The sequence below is a fragment of the Cupriavidus sp. GW823-FHT06D04 genome, assembly GCF_058795055.1.
Window position 1 is genome coordinate 368238 of sequence record NZ_JBXAHL010000002.1, and the last position, 14340, is coordinate 382577.

Here is a 14340-nt window from a genome sequence, read left to right on the forward strand (position 1 = left end):
CATGTGGCCCTTTTTTGTTTTGGGCGCGCACGGGGCGGGATTGGGTTTGAATCTGCCTGCGGGATCGTCCATATTTGTCCGTATCCGGCCACCAGCTTCCGGTGCGCCCGCGCGCGCTCCGTGTCATCGTGCACTTCGCAGGCCGGCCGTTTCCCACAGCCAGGTGCCCGATGGCCCGATGGAAGGCATGTTCCCCTTGCAGCCACGTCGGTGCCTGTCGCGCGCCCCGTCCATGGGCTGCTCTGGCTGTCGCGCTCTTGCTAGTCACCGCCGTCGGCGGCGCGAGCGCGCAGCCGCTGCCGTCCCCGCCGAGCGTGCCGCCCCCGTTCAAGCTGTTGCGCTATGACGAGGACTATCGCTACCTGCGCGATCCGGCCATGCGCACGGATTTCTGGGGCCCGGTCAAGTATGTGCCGCTCGGCAGTCCTGGCTGGTTCCTGAGCCTCGGCGGAGAGATCCGCGAGCGCTTTGAGGACTACTCGGCCAGCAATTTCGCCGTGCCGGGTCCGCGTGGCGATGGCTACCTGATGCACCGGGCGCTGCTGCACGCCGACCTGCATGCCGGCGAATCCCTGCGCGCGTTCGTGCAGCTGGGCAACCAGCTGGCCATGGGCAAGGACGTCACCACGCCGCCCTATGTCGACCAGCTCGATGTGCAGCAGGCATTCGTCGACCTGCGCGTGCCGCTCCCGGCGCCCGCGCAGGACCCGCTGCTGGTGCGCGTGGGCCGGCAGGAGATGGCGTTCGGCGCGCAGCGCCTGGTTTCGATCCGCGATGCCCCCAATGTGCGGCGCGCCTTCGACGGACTGAGGCTTGGCTCAAGCCTGGGCGGCGCACGGGTGGATGCCTTCGCCACGCGTCCGGTGCTGCTCAAGGACGGCAGCTTCGACGACCGGCCCAATCAGGCGCAGGGCTTCTGGGGCGTCTATGCGACGATGCCGGCGGCTTTCCTGCCGGCAACCTCCGCCGATCTCTACTACCTCGGTTTCGAGAATGACCGCGCGCTGTTCAGCGATGGCAGCGGCGCGGAGCGGCGGCATTCGCTCGGGGGCCGTCTGTTCGGCCGTCACGGCCGCTGGGACTGGGACTGGGAGGCGCTGTTCCAGTTCGGCAGCCTGGCCTCGCAACAGATCCGCGCATGGGGCTTTTCGACCGATACCGGGTACACCTTTGCGGCGTCGGCCTGGCACCCGCGCGCAGGCATCAAGGCGACCATGGGCAGCGGTGACCGCAATCCGCACGACGGCACCATCGGCACCTACAACGGCTTGTTTCCGAAGCTGGCCTACTTCAACCAGGCCGGCCTGATCGGCGCTTCCAACGTGCTGGATATCCAGCCGTCGCTGACGCTGATTCCCGCGGCCGGCATCAAGCTGACCTTCGCTTGTGACTTCATCTGGCGGGCAACCACGCACGACGCGGTCTACACCTCGGCGGGCATCCCGGTTCCCGGCACCGCGGGCCGCTCCGGCCAGTACAGCAGCAGCCAGCTCTCCGTGGACGTTGCGTGGCAGGCGAGCCGGCATGTGCTGGTCAATGGCGGCGCCGTGTACGTGGACGAGAGCCGCACGCTGAAGGCCGTTGGCGGACACAACACGCGCTTTCTCTACCTGGCACTCGGCTATACGTTCTGATGCGGCGGGCGCCATGCGGCGCATGAATGCATGCACCGCAATCCCTGATTTCCATCAGCCGCGGTTCAAAGCTGCTTGCGGTACACCACGAATCCGGACTTCTCAGCGACGGTGTCGTAAAGGCGCATGGCGGTGGTGTTCGTTTCGTGGGTCTGCCAGTACACCCTTGCCACGCCCAGTGCTTTGGCACGTGCATAGACCTGATCTATGAGTCGACGCGCGACGCCTTTTCCCCTTGCTTCCTCGGCAGTGAAGAGGTCCTGCAAATAGCAGTTCGGACTGAGTTGAATGGTGCTTCGATGCAGCAGAAAATGCGCCAGCCCGATCAACTCGCCCGCTTGCTCTGCAACTAACGCGTACATCGGCTCGTAGGCGTCGAAAAAGCGTGACCAGGTCGTGAGCGTGATTTCCGCCGGCAAGGCAGTGGCACCGTGCCGACCGTAGAATGCGTTATAGCCGCCCCAGAGGACTTTCCACGCAGGGAAGTCGTCCGGCTCGACGGCACGGATCTTCACCGGTTCAGCGGCTGGATCGATCGCTTGCATCATTTTCCTTTTCGGGAGTTCGACTGACCTGGCCACGGCCCGCATGGATCCGCCTGACCGGCAGATTTCGTTCATCCAGGCGCCGCCGCAGCAGCAGAAGGCGCGTTTCGAGATTGTCCTTGATTTTCCGGTTGCAAGGCACCCACCGACTGGAGGACGAACCAGTGCGGATGGCGTCAGTCGGGTGGAGCAGTATCCCTCGGAAAGCCACCCTCGCATGCCATCCACGATGGAAGATCGATGGCGTGGAATTGGCTACGTTCCGATCGGGAGCGAAGTCAGAGAGCGAAGTCAGGATTCTTTCGCCAGCTGCGAGATCCGCTTCCAGCGCGCATCCTCCTTCGGCAGCTCGGCAAGAAACTGGCGGCGATCCGCGATGTCGACGTACATCGACTGCTGCGCGCAGAACGCCTTGAACGCGGGCGATTGGGCGATGCGGATCAGTTCGTCGGACAGGCGCTCCACAACCGCTGCCGGCGTCGCCGCCGGTGCCAGGGCTCCGATCCACGACGAGACCTGGTAGCCCGCAACGCCGGCTTGCGCCGTGGTCGGGACCTCCGGGATCTCGCCCCATCGCGCGGGGCTGGTGACAGCGAGGCCGCGCAGTTTCCCCGCCTTGACCAGGTGCGCGACGTGGCGCAGGCCATGGCGGCGCGCAAGGAAGAACTGATGCGCGAGACCGCCTGACGCGCCTGCGCCTGCGCCCGGGCCAGGCCGGGTGCGGCTCTTCAGCGGATTTGAAGGAGTCGCACAATGGGACGCGTCCCGCGCCCGCGGGCGGGACGCTACGATGATGGGGTCATCACCTGCCGTACCGCAACTGCCCATGACCTTTGTCGTGACGGATGCCTGCATCCAGTGCCGCCATACCGATTGCGTCGAAGTCTGCCCGATGTCGTGCTTCCACGAAGGGCCCAACTTCCTCGCCATCGACCCCGACCAGTGCATCGATTGCTCGATGTGCGTGCCGCTGTGCCCGGTTGGCGCGATCTACTCGGAGCATGACCTGCCCGAGGACCAGCGCCACTTCATTGCCCTCAATGCCGAACTGTCGCGGCGCGCGGACTGGCTGCCGTTGCTCAAGGCCAAGGGGCCGATCCCCGGCCATGAGCAATGGGTCGGTCATCCTGACCGCCTGTCGTTGCTGGAGCGCTAGCGCCCCGCGGTGTAGTCCGGGAACGCTTCTTCCAGCGTCAGCACGGTGCCGGTCAGCGTGCCGTCGTAGCCGGGCAGTGCATTGACGCGCTGGCGGAAGGCTTCGCTGGTGAGCGCGTCCACCGCGCCGGCCAGTGCCGCGCTGCGCAGCTTGGCACGCTCGATCGCAAAGAAGTAGCGCTCCTTGATCACTGGCACGAACGCCAGCCCGAAGCGCCGCGCCGCGGTTTCCACGCCAAAGCCCACGTCGGCCATGCCGCTGCCGATATACGCGGCTACCGCGGCGTGGGTGAACTCGCCATTGCTGTAGCCCTCGATGCGGGCTGTGTCGATGCCGCGCGCGGCCAGCATCAGGTCCAGCAGCAGGCGCGTGCCCGAGCCCACTTGGCGGTTGACGAAGCGCACCTCGCGCCGGGTCAGGTCTTCCAGCGTGTGGATGCCAAGCGGGTTGCCCGGCCGCACGAACAGCCCCTGGCTGCGCACCGCCAGGTGCACCAGGCAGTGGGTGTCCGGTTTGAGCCAGGTGGTGAAATGCCGCCACATGCCGTGCTCGAACTCGCCCACCGGCACATGGAAGCCGGCGATATCGCAGGCGCCTTCGGCCAGGGCCGCCACGGCCTCGACGCTGCCGCAGTACTTCAGGTCGTGCCGCACCTGCTGCTCGTCGAGGAAGTCACGCAGCGCCGCCACCGCGAAGCCGTGGCTGGCATGCAGCCGCGCCGTGGCTTCGGGCTGGTCCATCAGCTTCTTCAACTCGATCTCCAGCTCGGACGCCAGGCTGTCCAGCGTCGGTGACAGCCGCGCCCCGATCCGCTTGCTGGCCCACACCAGCTGCTGCGCCAGCGGCGTCAGCGCGCTGCCGCGCCCGCGAGTCTTGTCGATCAGCGGGCCGCCGAACAGCGCCTCGGCATCGCGCAGGATGCCCCAGGCGTAGCGGTAGGACAGCGATACCGCCTGTGCCGAGTGGCTGATGCTGCCGGATTCCTCGATATGACCGAGCAGGGCGACAAGCCGGGACACGTCCAGGGCCTCGCCACCGGGGCTGGCTTCGTCCCGGATCTGCAGGTGCGGGTGAATCGAGATGCGGATCATATGTAGAAAATAGCTTATTGAAGGGGCGCTGTCACTCCCATATAGTCCTTCCAACGGGAAAAACGGCGACGCCACAGCCCGTAAATAGGAAAAAAATAGCATATAAGAGGCCGCGCTGCCGATCTGGGCGACGCCTCACAGGAGACGCTATGCCAGAAATTGCCCCCCACGCAGCGGCATCCGCCGATGCCACGCGCATCGCCGCCATCGTGGCGGCACGCCAGGAAATGCCGGGCGCCTTGCTGCCGATCCTGCATGAGATCCAGGACACACAGGGCTATATTCCCGACGCCGCCGTGCCCGTGATTGCCCGCGCGCTGAACCTGTCGCGCGCCGAGGTGCATGGCGTGATCACCTTCTACCACCACTTCCGCCAGCAGCCGGCCGGGCGCCACGTGGTACAGGTCTGCCGCGCCGAAGCCTGCCAGTCGGTCGGTGCCGAAGCGCTGGCCGAGCATGCGCAGCGCGCACTTGGCTGTGGCTTCCATGAAACCAGCGCGGACGGGCAGGTGACGCTGGAGCCGGTTTATTGCCTGGGCCAGTGCGCCTGCGGCCCGGCGGTGATGGTCGGCGAGCAACTGCACGGCTATGTCGACGCGAAACGCTTCGACGCGCTAGTGCGCTCGCTGCGCGAGTCTTCGAAAGAAACCCCGGAAGCGGCGGAGGCACAGGCATGATCACGGTCACCACCATCTTCGTGCCGCGCGACTCCACCGCGCTGGCGCTGGGCGCCGACGATGTGGCGCGCGCCATTGCGCGCGAAGCCGCCGCGCGCAACCAGCACGTGCGCATTGTCCGCAACGGCTCGCGCGGCATGTTCTGGCTGGAGCCGCTGGTCGAGGTGCAGACCGGAGCCGGCCGCGTGGCCTATGGCCCGGTCAGCGCCGCAGACGTGCCGGAATTGTTCGACGCTGGCCTGCTGCAAGGCGGCGAGCACGCGCTGTCGCAGGGCGTGACCGAAGAGATCCCCTTCCTGAAGCAGCAGGAGCGCCTGACCTTCGCCCGCGTCGGCATCACCGATCCGCTGTCGCTGGACGACTACCGCGCGCATGAGGGCTTTGCCGGCCTGGAGCGCGCGCTGGCGATGCAGCCCGCCGAGATCGTGCAGGAGGTCACCGACTCCGGCCTGCGCGGCCGCGGCGGCGCGGCATTCCCGACCGGCATCAAGTGGAAGACCGTGCTGGGCGCGCAGTCCGCGGTCAAGTACATCGTCTGCAATGCCGACGAAGGCGACTCGGGCACGTTCTCTGACCGCATGGTGATGGAAGACGACCCGTTCATGCTGATCGAAGGCATGACCATTGCCGCCCTGGCGGTGGGTGCTGAGCAGGGCTACATCTACTGCCGTTCCGAATACCCGCACGCGATTGCCGTGCTGGAAAGCGCGATCGGCATCGCCAACGCCGCCGGCTGGCTCGGCGACGACATCCGCGGCAGCGGCAAGCGCTTCCACCTGGAAGTGCGCAAGGGCGCCGGCGCCTATGTCTGCGGCGAGGAAACCGCGCTGCTGGAAAGCCTGGAAGGACGGCGCGGCGTGGTGCGCGCCAAGCCGCCGCTGCCGGCGCTGCAGGGGCTGTTCGGCAAGCCCACGGTGATCAACAACGTGATCTCGCTGGCCACCGTGCCGGTGATCCTGGCGCGCGGCGCGCAGTACTACCGCGACTACGGCATGGGCCGTTCGCGCGGCACGCTGCCGTTCCAGCTGGCCGGAAACATCAAGCGGGGCGGACTGGTGGAGAAAGCGTTCGGCGTCACGCTGCGCGAGCTGCTGGTCGACTACGGCGGCGGCACGCGCAGCGGCCGCGCCATCCGCGCGGTGCAGGTGGGCGGGCCGCTGGGCGCCTACCTGCCCGAGTCGCGCTTCGACGTGCCGCTGGACTATGAAGCCTATGCCGCGTTCGGCGGCGTGGTCGGCCACGGCGGCATCGTGGTGTTCGATGAAACCGTCGACATGGCAAAGCAGGCCCGCTACGCGATGGAGTTCTGTGCGATCGAATCGTGCGGCAAGTGCACCCCGTGCCGGATCGGCTCGACCCGCGGGGTCGAAGTGATGGACCGCATCATTGCCGGCGAGCAGCCGGTCAAGCATGTCGCACTGGTGCGCGACCTGTGCGACACCATGCTTAACGGCTCGCTGTGCGCGATGGGCGGCATGACACCGTACCCGGTGCTGTCCGCGCTGAATGAATTCCCCGAGGACTTCGGCCTCGCCTCCAACCCAGCCAAGGCCGCCTGAGCCAGGTCCAGCAGAGACACGGGAGACAAACCGCCATGAACGCCCGCAACGAGATCGATTTCGGCACGCCTGCCAGCCCATCCACTGAACTGGTCACCCTGGAGGTCGATGGCGTCAGCGTCACCGTGCCCGCCGGCACCTCAGTGATGCGCGCCGCGATGGAAGCGCAGATCGCCGTCCCCAAGCTGTGCGCCACCGACAGCCTCGAAGCCTTCGGCTCGTGCCGGCTGTGCCTGGTCGAGATCGAAGGGCGCCGCGGCTATCCGGCATCGTGCACCACGCCGGTCGAAGCCGGCATGAAGGTCAAGACCCAGAGCGACAAGCTGGCCGACCTGCGTCGCGGCGTGATGGAGCTATATATCTCCGACCACCCGCTCGATTGCCTGACCTGCCCGACCAACGGCAATTGTGAACTGCAGGACATGGCCGGCGTGGTCGGCCTGCGTGAAGTGCGCTACAACGACGGCGGCCCGGAAGCTGCGCCGATCGCGACGCACACGCAGATGAAGAAGGACGAATCCAATCCTTACTTCACCTATGACCCCTCCAAGTGCATCGTCTGCAACCGCTGCGTGCGTGCCTGCGAGGAAACGCAGGGTACCTTCGCCCTGACCATCAGCGGCCGCGGCTTCGATTCCCGCGTCTCGCCCGGCACCAGCCAGTCGTTCATGGAATCGGACTGCGTCTCGTGCGGCGCCTGCGTGCAGGCGTGCCCGACCGCGACGCTGACCGAGACCTCGGTGATCAAGTTCGGCCAGCCCTCGCACAGCACCGTGACTACCTGTGCCTATTGCGGCGTGGGCTGTTCGTTCAAGGCCGAGATGAAGGGCAATGAAGTGGTGCGCATGGTGCCGTACAAGGACGGCAAGGCCAATGAAGGTCACGCCTGCGTCAAGGGCCGCTTTGCCTGGGGCTACGCCACGCACAAGGACCGCATTCTCAAGCCGATGATCCGCGCCAAGATCACCGATCCGTGGCGCGAGGTGTCGTGGGAAGAGGCGATCGACTACGCCGCGTCGCAGTTCAAACGTATCCAGGCCGAGCACGGCAAGGATTCGATCGGCGGCATCGTGTCGTCGCGCTGCACCAATGAAGAGGGCTACCTGGTCCAGAAACTGGTGCGTGCCGCCTTCGGCAACAACAACGTCGACACCTGCGCGCGCGTGTGCCATTCGCCGACCGGCTATGGCCTGAAGCAGACCCTGGGTGAATCGGCCGGCACGCAGACCTTCAAGTCGGTCGAGAAGGCCGACGTGATCATGGTGATTGGCGCCAACCCGACCGACGGACACCCGGTCTTTGCCTCGCGCATGAAGAAGCGCCTGCGCGCCGGAGCGAAGCTGATCGTGGTCGATCCGCGCCGCATCGACCTGGTGGATTCGCCGCATATCCGTGCCGACTATCACCTGCAGCTGCGCCCGGGCACCAACGTGGCACTGGTGACCTCGCTGGCCCACGTGATCGTCACCGAAGGCCTGCTCAACGAAGCCTTCATCGCTGAGCGCTGCGAGGACCGCGCCTTCCAGCAATGGCGCGATTTCGTCTCGTTGGCGGAGAACTCGCCCGAGGCCATGGAATGCGTCACCGGCATTCCGGCGGAACAGCTGCGCGGCGCCGCGCGCCTGTACGCTACCGGCGGCAATGCAGCGATCTACTACGGCCTGGGCGTGACCGAGCATGCGCAAGGCTCCACCACCGTGATGGGCATTGCCAACCTGGCCATGGCCACCGGCAATATCGGCCGCGAAGGCGTGGGCGTGAACCCGCTGCGTGGGCAGAACAACGTGCAGGGCTCGTGCGATATCGGCTCGTTCCCGCATGAGCTGCCGGGCTACCGCCACGTGTCGGACTCGACCACGCGTGGCCTGTTCGAAGCTGCGTGGAACGTCGAGATCAGCCCCGAGCCGGGCCTGCGCATTCCCAATATGTTCGAAGCCGCGCTGGCTGGCAGCTTCAAGGGCCTGTACTGCCAGGGCGAGGACATCGTCCAGTCCGACCCGAATACGCAGCACGTGTCCGAGGCGCTGTCGTCGATGGAATGCATTGTGGTGCAGGACATCTTCCTCAACGAGACCGCCAAGTACGCGCACGTGTTCCTGCCGGGCTCGTCCTTCCTGGAAAAGGACGGCACCTTCACCAACGCCGAGCGCCGCATCTCGCGCGTGCGCAAGGTGATGCCGCCCAAGGCGCGCTATGCCGACTGGGAAGCGACCATCCTGCTGGCCAATGCGCTCGGCTATCCGATGGAGTACAAGCATCCGTCGGAGATCATGGACGAGATCGCGCGCCTGACGCCGACCTTCGCGGGCGTCAGCTACAAGCGCCTGGACCAGCTGGGCAGCATCCAGTGGCCGTGCAACGCCGACGCGCCGGAAGGCACGCCGACCATGCATATCGACGCCTTCGTGCGTGGCAAGGGCAAATTCATCATCACCAAGTACGTGCCCACCACCGAGAAGATCACGCGCGCCTTCCCGCTGATCCTGACCACTGGCCGCATCCTGTCGCAATACAACGTCGGCGCGCAGACGCGCCGCACCGACAACGTCTACTGGCATGCCGAGGACCGGCTCGAGATCCATCCGCACGATGCCGAGGAGCGCGGCATCAAGGACGGGGACTGGGTCGGGGTGCAGAGCCGGGCAGGGGACACCGTGCTGCGCGCGATTGTCAGCGAGCGCATGCAGCCGGGCGTGGTCTACACCACCTTCCACTTCCCGGAATCCGGCGCCAACGTGATCACCACCGACAACTCCGACTGGGCCACCAACTGCCCGGAATACAAGGTGACCGCGGTGCAGGTGCTGCCGGTGGCGCAGCCTTCGGCGTGGCAGCGGGAGTACCAGGAGTTCAACACCCAGCAGCTGCAACTGCTGGAAGCCGCGAGCGCCGATCCGGCGCAGGCCGCAGGGTGAGCGGAGGGTCACGCCATGATGCGCTGCATGCAGTCACCGGAAATTGATCCGGACGCGGCGGAAGACGCCGTGCCCGCCACCCACAGCACCTTCGCCGTCAGCCGCTGGCGCCGCGGCGAGCTGATGCTGAGCCCCGATGAAGTGGCCGAGGAAGTGCCGGTCGCGCTGGTGTACAACGGCATCTCGCACGCGGTGATGCTGGCGACGCCGGCCGACCTGGAGGACTTTGCGATCGGGTTCAGCCTGAGCGAGGGCATCGTTACCCGTGCCAGCGACGTCTATGACATCGAGATCGATATGCGCGAGCACGGCATCGCCGTGCAGCTGGAGATCGCCTCCGAAGCCTTCATGCGGCTCAAGGATCGCCGCCGCTCGCTGGCCGGGCGCACCGGCTGCGGGCTGTGCGGCACTGAATCGCTGGAGCAGGTGATGCGCCTGCCGGCACCTGTGCGCAGCGAAGCCAGCTTCCATACCGACGTGATTCAGGCCGCCTTCGTGCAACTGCAACTGCGACAGGAGCTGCAGCAACACACGGGTGCGACGCACGCTGCCGCATGGCTGCGTGCCGATGGCCATGTATCGCTGGTGCGCGAAGACGTGGGTCGCCACAACGCGCTGGACAAGCTGGCGGGCGCGCTTACCCGCAGCGGCGAGGACATCTCCAGCGGCGCGGTGCTGGTGACCAGTCGCGCGAGCTATGAAATGGTGCTGAAGACCGCCGCCATCGGCGCCGGCGTGCTGGCCGCAGTGTCCGCACCGACGGCGCTGGCCGTGCGCCTCGCCGAGCAGGCCAACATCACCCTGGCCGGCTTCGTGCGCGCCGGCGCGCACGTGGTCTATGCCCATCCCCAACGTTTGCAGCACGAAGCGAGTCTGGCATGAAGATCGACAACCTCATCACCATGGCCAACCAGATCGGCAGCTTCTTCGAGGCCATGCCGGATCGGGAAGAGGCTGTCTCGGATATTGCGGGGCATATCAAGCGGTTCTGGGAGCCGCGGATGCGCAAGGCGCTGCTGGGGCATGTGGATGCCGAAGCAGGGAGCGGGCTGTTGGATATCGTGCGCGAGGCGCTGGGGCGGCATCGGGCGATGCTGGAGTAAGGGAGGCGTTGGGCTTGGTGCCAGGCACCTCCGGCGCCAAGCAGAAACACCACCTCACCTCAACCTCAACGGCTCCAGCAACGCCCCGTCATACTCCCCCCGCGAGATCCGCCCAAGCTCCAGCATTCGCTGCAGGATATAAACCTGCCGCTGCCGCGCCCGCCTGGGATTCGCCACCGGATTGTTAGCCGAAGGCGCCTTGGGCAACCCGGCCAGCATCGCACACTCAGCCAGCGTCAACTGATCCAGCCGCTTGCCAAAGTAAGCCCGCGCCGCATCGGCAAAGCCGTACGCCCCCTGTCCCAGGTAGATCTTGTTCATATACAGCTCCAGGATCTCGTCCTTGGTCAGCGCCTTTTCAATCCGGTAGGACAGCAGCACCTCGTACAGCTTGCGGGTATAGGTCTTGTCCCGCGACAGGTAGAAATTGCGTGCCACCTGCATGGTGATGGTCGATGCCCCCTGCGACAGCTCGTCCGACAAGTTGGCAACGCCGGCACGGACGACGCCGATGTAGTCAATGCCGTCATGCACGTAGAAGCGCTCATCCTCGATCGCCACCACGGCGTCGGTCAGCTCGCGCGGGATCTTGCCGATGGGCACATAGTCGGGCGTATGGCGGAAGGCGGTAAGCGCGTCGAGCGACGGCAGCTGCCGGTTGGCGGCCAGGATGGCGATGGCGGCTAGCAGCGCGCCGCCGATCACGGCGAGCACCAGCAGCTTGATGAAGGCGGACCAGAGGCTTCTCATGGCACGTATTGTGCCAGCCGCGCGCGGCAGGACGCGAGCCCCGCCGCGGGCGGCCTTCAGGCCGTGGGGACGGCTACGTTGAGCGACTGTGCCAGGCGCTCAAGGTTGCGCCAGATGGCCGGGTTGATGTCCAGCGTGTCGCCGGCCTGCGCCCGGTTGGCGGCCTCGTACTCGCCGGGGTACTGCACGCGGTCGACGCCCGGCGCTGGCGGCGTGTCGTGCAGGTAGCGGATGAACGCCTCGACCTCGGCGCTCTGCCAGTCCAGGCCCAGGTCCAGCGCAGGATTGAGCAGCACCGCGAACAGGTTGTTGGTGGCCACGCCGCCGCGCGGGTTGTCCGGCTGGATGGTGCCGCCGCCGGACAGCACGCCCGCCAGCAACTCGGCCACCACGCCCAGCGCATAGCCCTTGTGGCCGCCGAAGGGCAGCAGCGCGCCGGGGTGTTCGCCGAACATGCTGGAGGCGTCGGTGGTGGGGTTGCCGTCGGCGTCGATGATGCTGCGCTCTGGCGCCGCCTCGCCTTTCTCGGCCAGCACACGGGCCTTGTTGATCGCAATCGCGCTGGTGGCGATGTCCATCACCAGCGGCGGCCGCCCGTTGGGCATCGGCCCGGCAAAGCACAGCGGGTTGGTGGTGAGCCGCGCCACGCGGCCGCCGAACGGGGCCACCACAGGCGCGCGGTTGATCACGTTGGTGAAGCTCAGCAGCACAAAGCCGGCGGCTGCCACCATCTCGCCGTAGTGGCCCATGCGGCCGAGATGGTGCGAGCGGCGCAGCGTGACGATGCAGTGGCCATGCTGGCGCACGCGCTCGATCGCTGCCTGCATCACGGACTTGCCCACGTGCTGGCCGAAGCCGCCGTCGCCGTCGAACACCATCAGCGTGCCCTGGTCCAGCACGCATTTGGCGCGGCCTTGCGGGTTGACGCTGTGGCTGTCGAGGGCCGTGCGGTAGTTGGGCAGGATCAACAGGCCGTGGCTGATATAGCCGCAGCGGTCGGATTCGACCAGGTGCTCGGCCACGTCGTCGGCGATGTCGGCGGGTACCTGCTGCGCGGCGAGGATGTCGCGGGCAAGCTGGCGGGCGCTGGTGAGGGAGACCTTCATGGCAGCCATCTCCTCAGATCCAGCCGAGCCAGCGCCAGTAGGTGGCCGCGAACAGCAGCATCATGGCGTAGCCGATGATCGTCACGGGGATGCCGATGCGCGCGAACTGGCGGCCGTTGAAGGCTTCCGTGCCCAGGCACACCATGTTCTGCGGCGCGTTGATCGGCAAGATAAAGCCGAAGCTGACGGTAAAGCCCAGCAGCATGGTCATGCCCACGCGGTTGATGTCGCCGGGCAGCGTCTGCAGCACCGCGATCAGGATCGGCAGCAGCGCCGCGGTCAGCGCGGTGGCGCTGGCAAAGCCCAGGTGGATCAGGATCAGGAAGGCCGACAGGATCGCAAACACCAGCAGCGCGCCGTGCGTCGCCAGCCCGGAATGCGTGACCACGAACTGCCCCAGCCACTGGCCGGCGTTGGTGGACAGCAGCGCCGTGCCCAGGCTGATGCCGACGCCGAACACGATCAGCGTGCCCCAGGGCGTGCGTTGCTGCATGGTCTTCCAGTCCATCACGCCGATGCGCGGCATCATCAGGATCACCAGGCCGACGAAGGTCACGGTGGCGGTATCGAAGCTGTGCAGCTTGCCTTCGGTGGCCCAGAATAGCAGCAGTCCCAGCGATACCGCGGCCAGCCGCTTCTGCGGCGCGCTCATCGGGCCGAGGGCCGACAGCTCGCGCTGCACGGCTTCCTTGCCGCCGGGGATGGCGTCGGTCTCGGCGGGCAGCAGGAAGCGCACCAGGAAATACAGCACCACCGACATCGCGATGGCCCACGGCGCGCCGGCGATCAGCCATTGCAGCCAGGTGATGCGCTCGCCCAGCAGCTTGTCCATGAAGCCCACCGTCAGCAGGTTCTGCGCCGCGGCGGTCTGGATGCCGACGTTCCAGATGCTGGTGGCCTGCGCCACCGTGATCATGATGCCGGCGGCGATATTGGACTTTTTGTCGACGCCGAAGGCGGCGATCACGCCCATCATGATCGGCACCACGCAGGCGCTGCGCGCGGTGGCGCTGGGCACCACCAGGCTCAGCGCGATGGTGACGGCGATCGTGCCGATCAGGATGCGGCGCGTGCTGGTGCCGATGGCAGACAGCGTCACCAGCGCGATGCGCCGGTCTAGCCCGGTCACGGTCATCGCTGCGGAGATAAACAGCGCCGCGGCGACCAGTGCCAGCGCGGTGTTGGAGAACCCCGCCAGTGCCATGCCGAGCGCTTTCGAGGTGCCGTACTGCACCGAGGGGTCGTTGACGGTCGGCGCAAAGCCGATCAGCCCCGCCATCAGTGAGGTGATCATGATGGCACTGGTCTCATATGACACCGCCTCGGTGATCCATACCACGATGGCGAAGGCGAGCATCGCCAGCATGCGCTGGCCGGCGACGGTCAGCCCCTCGGGCTGCGGGATCGCCAGCACCACGAGCAGCGCTCCGACGGCGGCGAACAGGCCCCAGTGCAGCGTGAGTTTCGGTGTCGGCACGACAGCCTGTGCAGCCGCGGCGGAGGGGGCGGAAGGGGGGGAGGCGGAAGTCTCTGTCATCGCCGGCATCCTGTTGGTTGGTGATCCTGGTCGGTACCCGGGGACACCTGGCTCGGACGGCTCTCGGCGGACAGTGCGGCGCGCCGGCGCTGGGACAGCACGGCCGGCAGGACAGGCAAGTGTCGGTCGCGAGACGGCATCCGTGTGCGGTGTGTCCGGAGCGGCCTCGCTGCTGGCGTGGCCGCCGCGTTCGACATGATAGGAATTTTCCGACTGGCAGCCGGCCCTGTCGAGGGCAACTCCGTGCTATTTCCGCCCGCCATGAGC

At 66.7% G+C, this 14340-nt stretch carries 13 protein-coding genes; 7 read left to right on the plus strand and 6 right to left on the minus strand.

The features are described 5' to 3' along the window. Window positions 1–257 precede the first annotated feature (257 nt). Window positions 258–1634: an alginate export family protein gene (locus AC1Q7H_RS05420; RefSeq protein ID WP_228772608.1), complete on the plus strand. Its 1377-nt coding sequence runs from the start codon at window positions 258–260 to the stop codon at window positions 1632–1634. A gap of 65 nt (window positions 1635–1699) precedes the next feature. Here the strand turns inward: AC1Q7H_RS05420 and AC1Q7H_RS05425 are convergent, their stop codons facing one another. Together AC1Q7H_RS05425 and AC1Q7H_RS05430 are read right to left on the minus strand one after the other, a co-directional pair. Next, window positions 1700–2179, minus strand: a complete 480-nt coding sequence (locus tag AC1Q7H_RS05425) for a GNAT family N-acetyltransferase (RefSeq protein WP_153955678.1) — start codon at window positions 2177–2179, stop codon at window positions 1700–1702. Between the two features lie 291 nt (window positions 2180–2470). Then, the gene (locus AC1Q7H_RS05430) at window positions 2471–3034 is read right to left on the minus strand and encodes a tripartite tricarboxylate transporter substrate-binding protein (protein WP_492381023.1); all 564 of its coding nucleotides are present in this window, start codon (window positions 3032–3034) and stop codon (window positions 2471–2473) included. Between AC1Q7H_RS05430 and fdxA the strand changes: the two genes are divergently transcribed. Continuing rightward, complete coding sequence (fdxA, locus tag AC1Q7H_RS05435; protein ID WP_211980758.1) at window positions 3006–3335, plus strand: ferredoxin FdxA; 330 nt, start codon at window positions 3006–3008, stop codon at window positions 3333–3335. The two genes, AC1Q7H_RS05430 and fdxA, sit on opposite strands and share 29 nt — an antisense overlap. On the opposite strand, the gene AC1Q7H_RS05440 is transcribed toward fdxA, so the two are convergent. Further along, complete coding sequence (locus tag AC1Q7H_RS05440; protein ID WP_013955697.1) at window positions 3332–4426, minus strand: substrate-binding domain-containing protein; 1095 nt, start codon at window positions 4424–4426, stop codon at window positions 3332–3334. The genes fdxA and AC1Q7H_RS05440 overlap by 4 nt on opposite strands. A gap of 149 nt (window positions 4427–4575) precedes the next feature. Here AC1Q7H_RS05440 and AC1Q7H_RS05445 point away from each other — a divergent pair, with 149 nt between their 5' ends. Genes AC1Q7H_RS05445 through AC1Q7H_RS05465 form a run of 5 tightly spaced genes read left to right on the plus strand, consistent with a single transcriptional unit; the run spans window position 4576 to window position 10680 of the window. Then, window positions 4576–5103, plus strand: coding sequence for a formate dehydrogenase subunit gamma (locus AC1Q7H_RS05445; protein ID WP_013955698.1), 528 nt, complete (start codon window positions 4576–4578; stop codon window positions 5101–5103). Further along, window positions 5100–6662, plus strand: coding sequence for a formate dehydrogenase beta subunit (locus AC1Q7H_RS05450; protein ID WP_114131253.1), 1563 nt, complete (start codon window positions 5100–5102; stop codon window positions 6660–6662). Before AC1Q7H_RS05445 ends, AC1Q7H_RS05450 begins: the two co-directional genes overlap by 4 nt. Before the next feature lie 35 nt (window positions 6663–6697). Beyond that, window positions 6698–9577, plus strand: a complete 2880-nt coding sequence (gene fdhF, locus AC1Q7H_RS05455; protein WP_492381024.1) for a formate dehydrogenase subunit alpha — start codon at window positions 6698–6700, stop codon at window positions 9575–9577. Window positions 9578–9592: 15 nt separating this feature from the next. After that, a complete protein-coding gene (gene fdhD / locus AC1Q7H_RS05460; RefSeq protein ID WP_492381025.1) occupies window positions 9593–10459 on the plus strand; it encodes a formate dehydrogenase accessory sulfurtransferase FdhD in 867 nt (288 codons plus the stop codon). Continuing rightward, window positions 10456–10680 carry a formate dehydrogenase subunit delta gene (locus AC1Q7H_RS05465; RefSeq protein ID WP_010811246.1) on the plus strand — a complete coding sequence of 75 codons (225 nt, stop codon included), beginning with the start codon at window positions 10456–10458 and terminating at the stop codon, window positions 10678–10680. Before fdhD ends, AC1Q7H_RS05465 begins: the two co-directional genes overlap by 4 nt. A 54-nt stretch (window positions 10681–10734) precedes the next feature. Here AC1Q7H_RS05465 and AC1Q7H_RS05470 read toward each other — a convergent pair whose 3' ends face one another. From AC1Q7H_RS05470 to AC1Q7H_RS05480, 3 genes are read right to left on the minus strand one after another with little or no spacing between them, the layout of a single operon-like run. After that, window positions 10735–11430, minus strand: a complete 696-nt coding sequence (locus tag AC1Q7H_RS05470) for a transglycosylase domain-containing protein (protein ID WP_492381026.1) — start codon at window positions 11428–11430, stop codon at window positions 10735–10737. Window positions 11431–11486: 56 nt separating this feature from the next. Next, entirely contained in the window at window positions 11487–12536 is a 1050-nt protein-coding gene (locus AC1Q7H_RS05475; protein ID WP_492381027.1) for an Ldh family oxidoreductase, read from the minus strand. A gap of 13 nt (window positions 12537–12549) precedes the next feature. Continuing rightward, a complete protein-coding gene (locus AC1Q7H_RS05480; RefSeq protein ID WP_492381028.1) occupies window positions 12550–14073 on the minus strand; it encodes an anion permease in 1524 nt (507 codons plus the stop codon). Window positions 14074–14340: the final 267 nt, after the last annotated feature.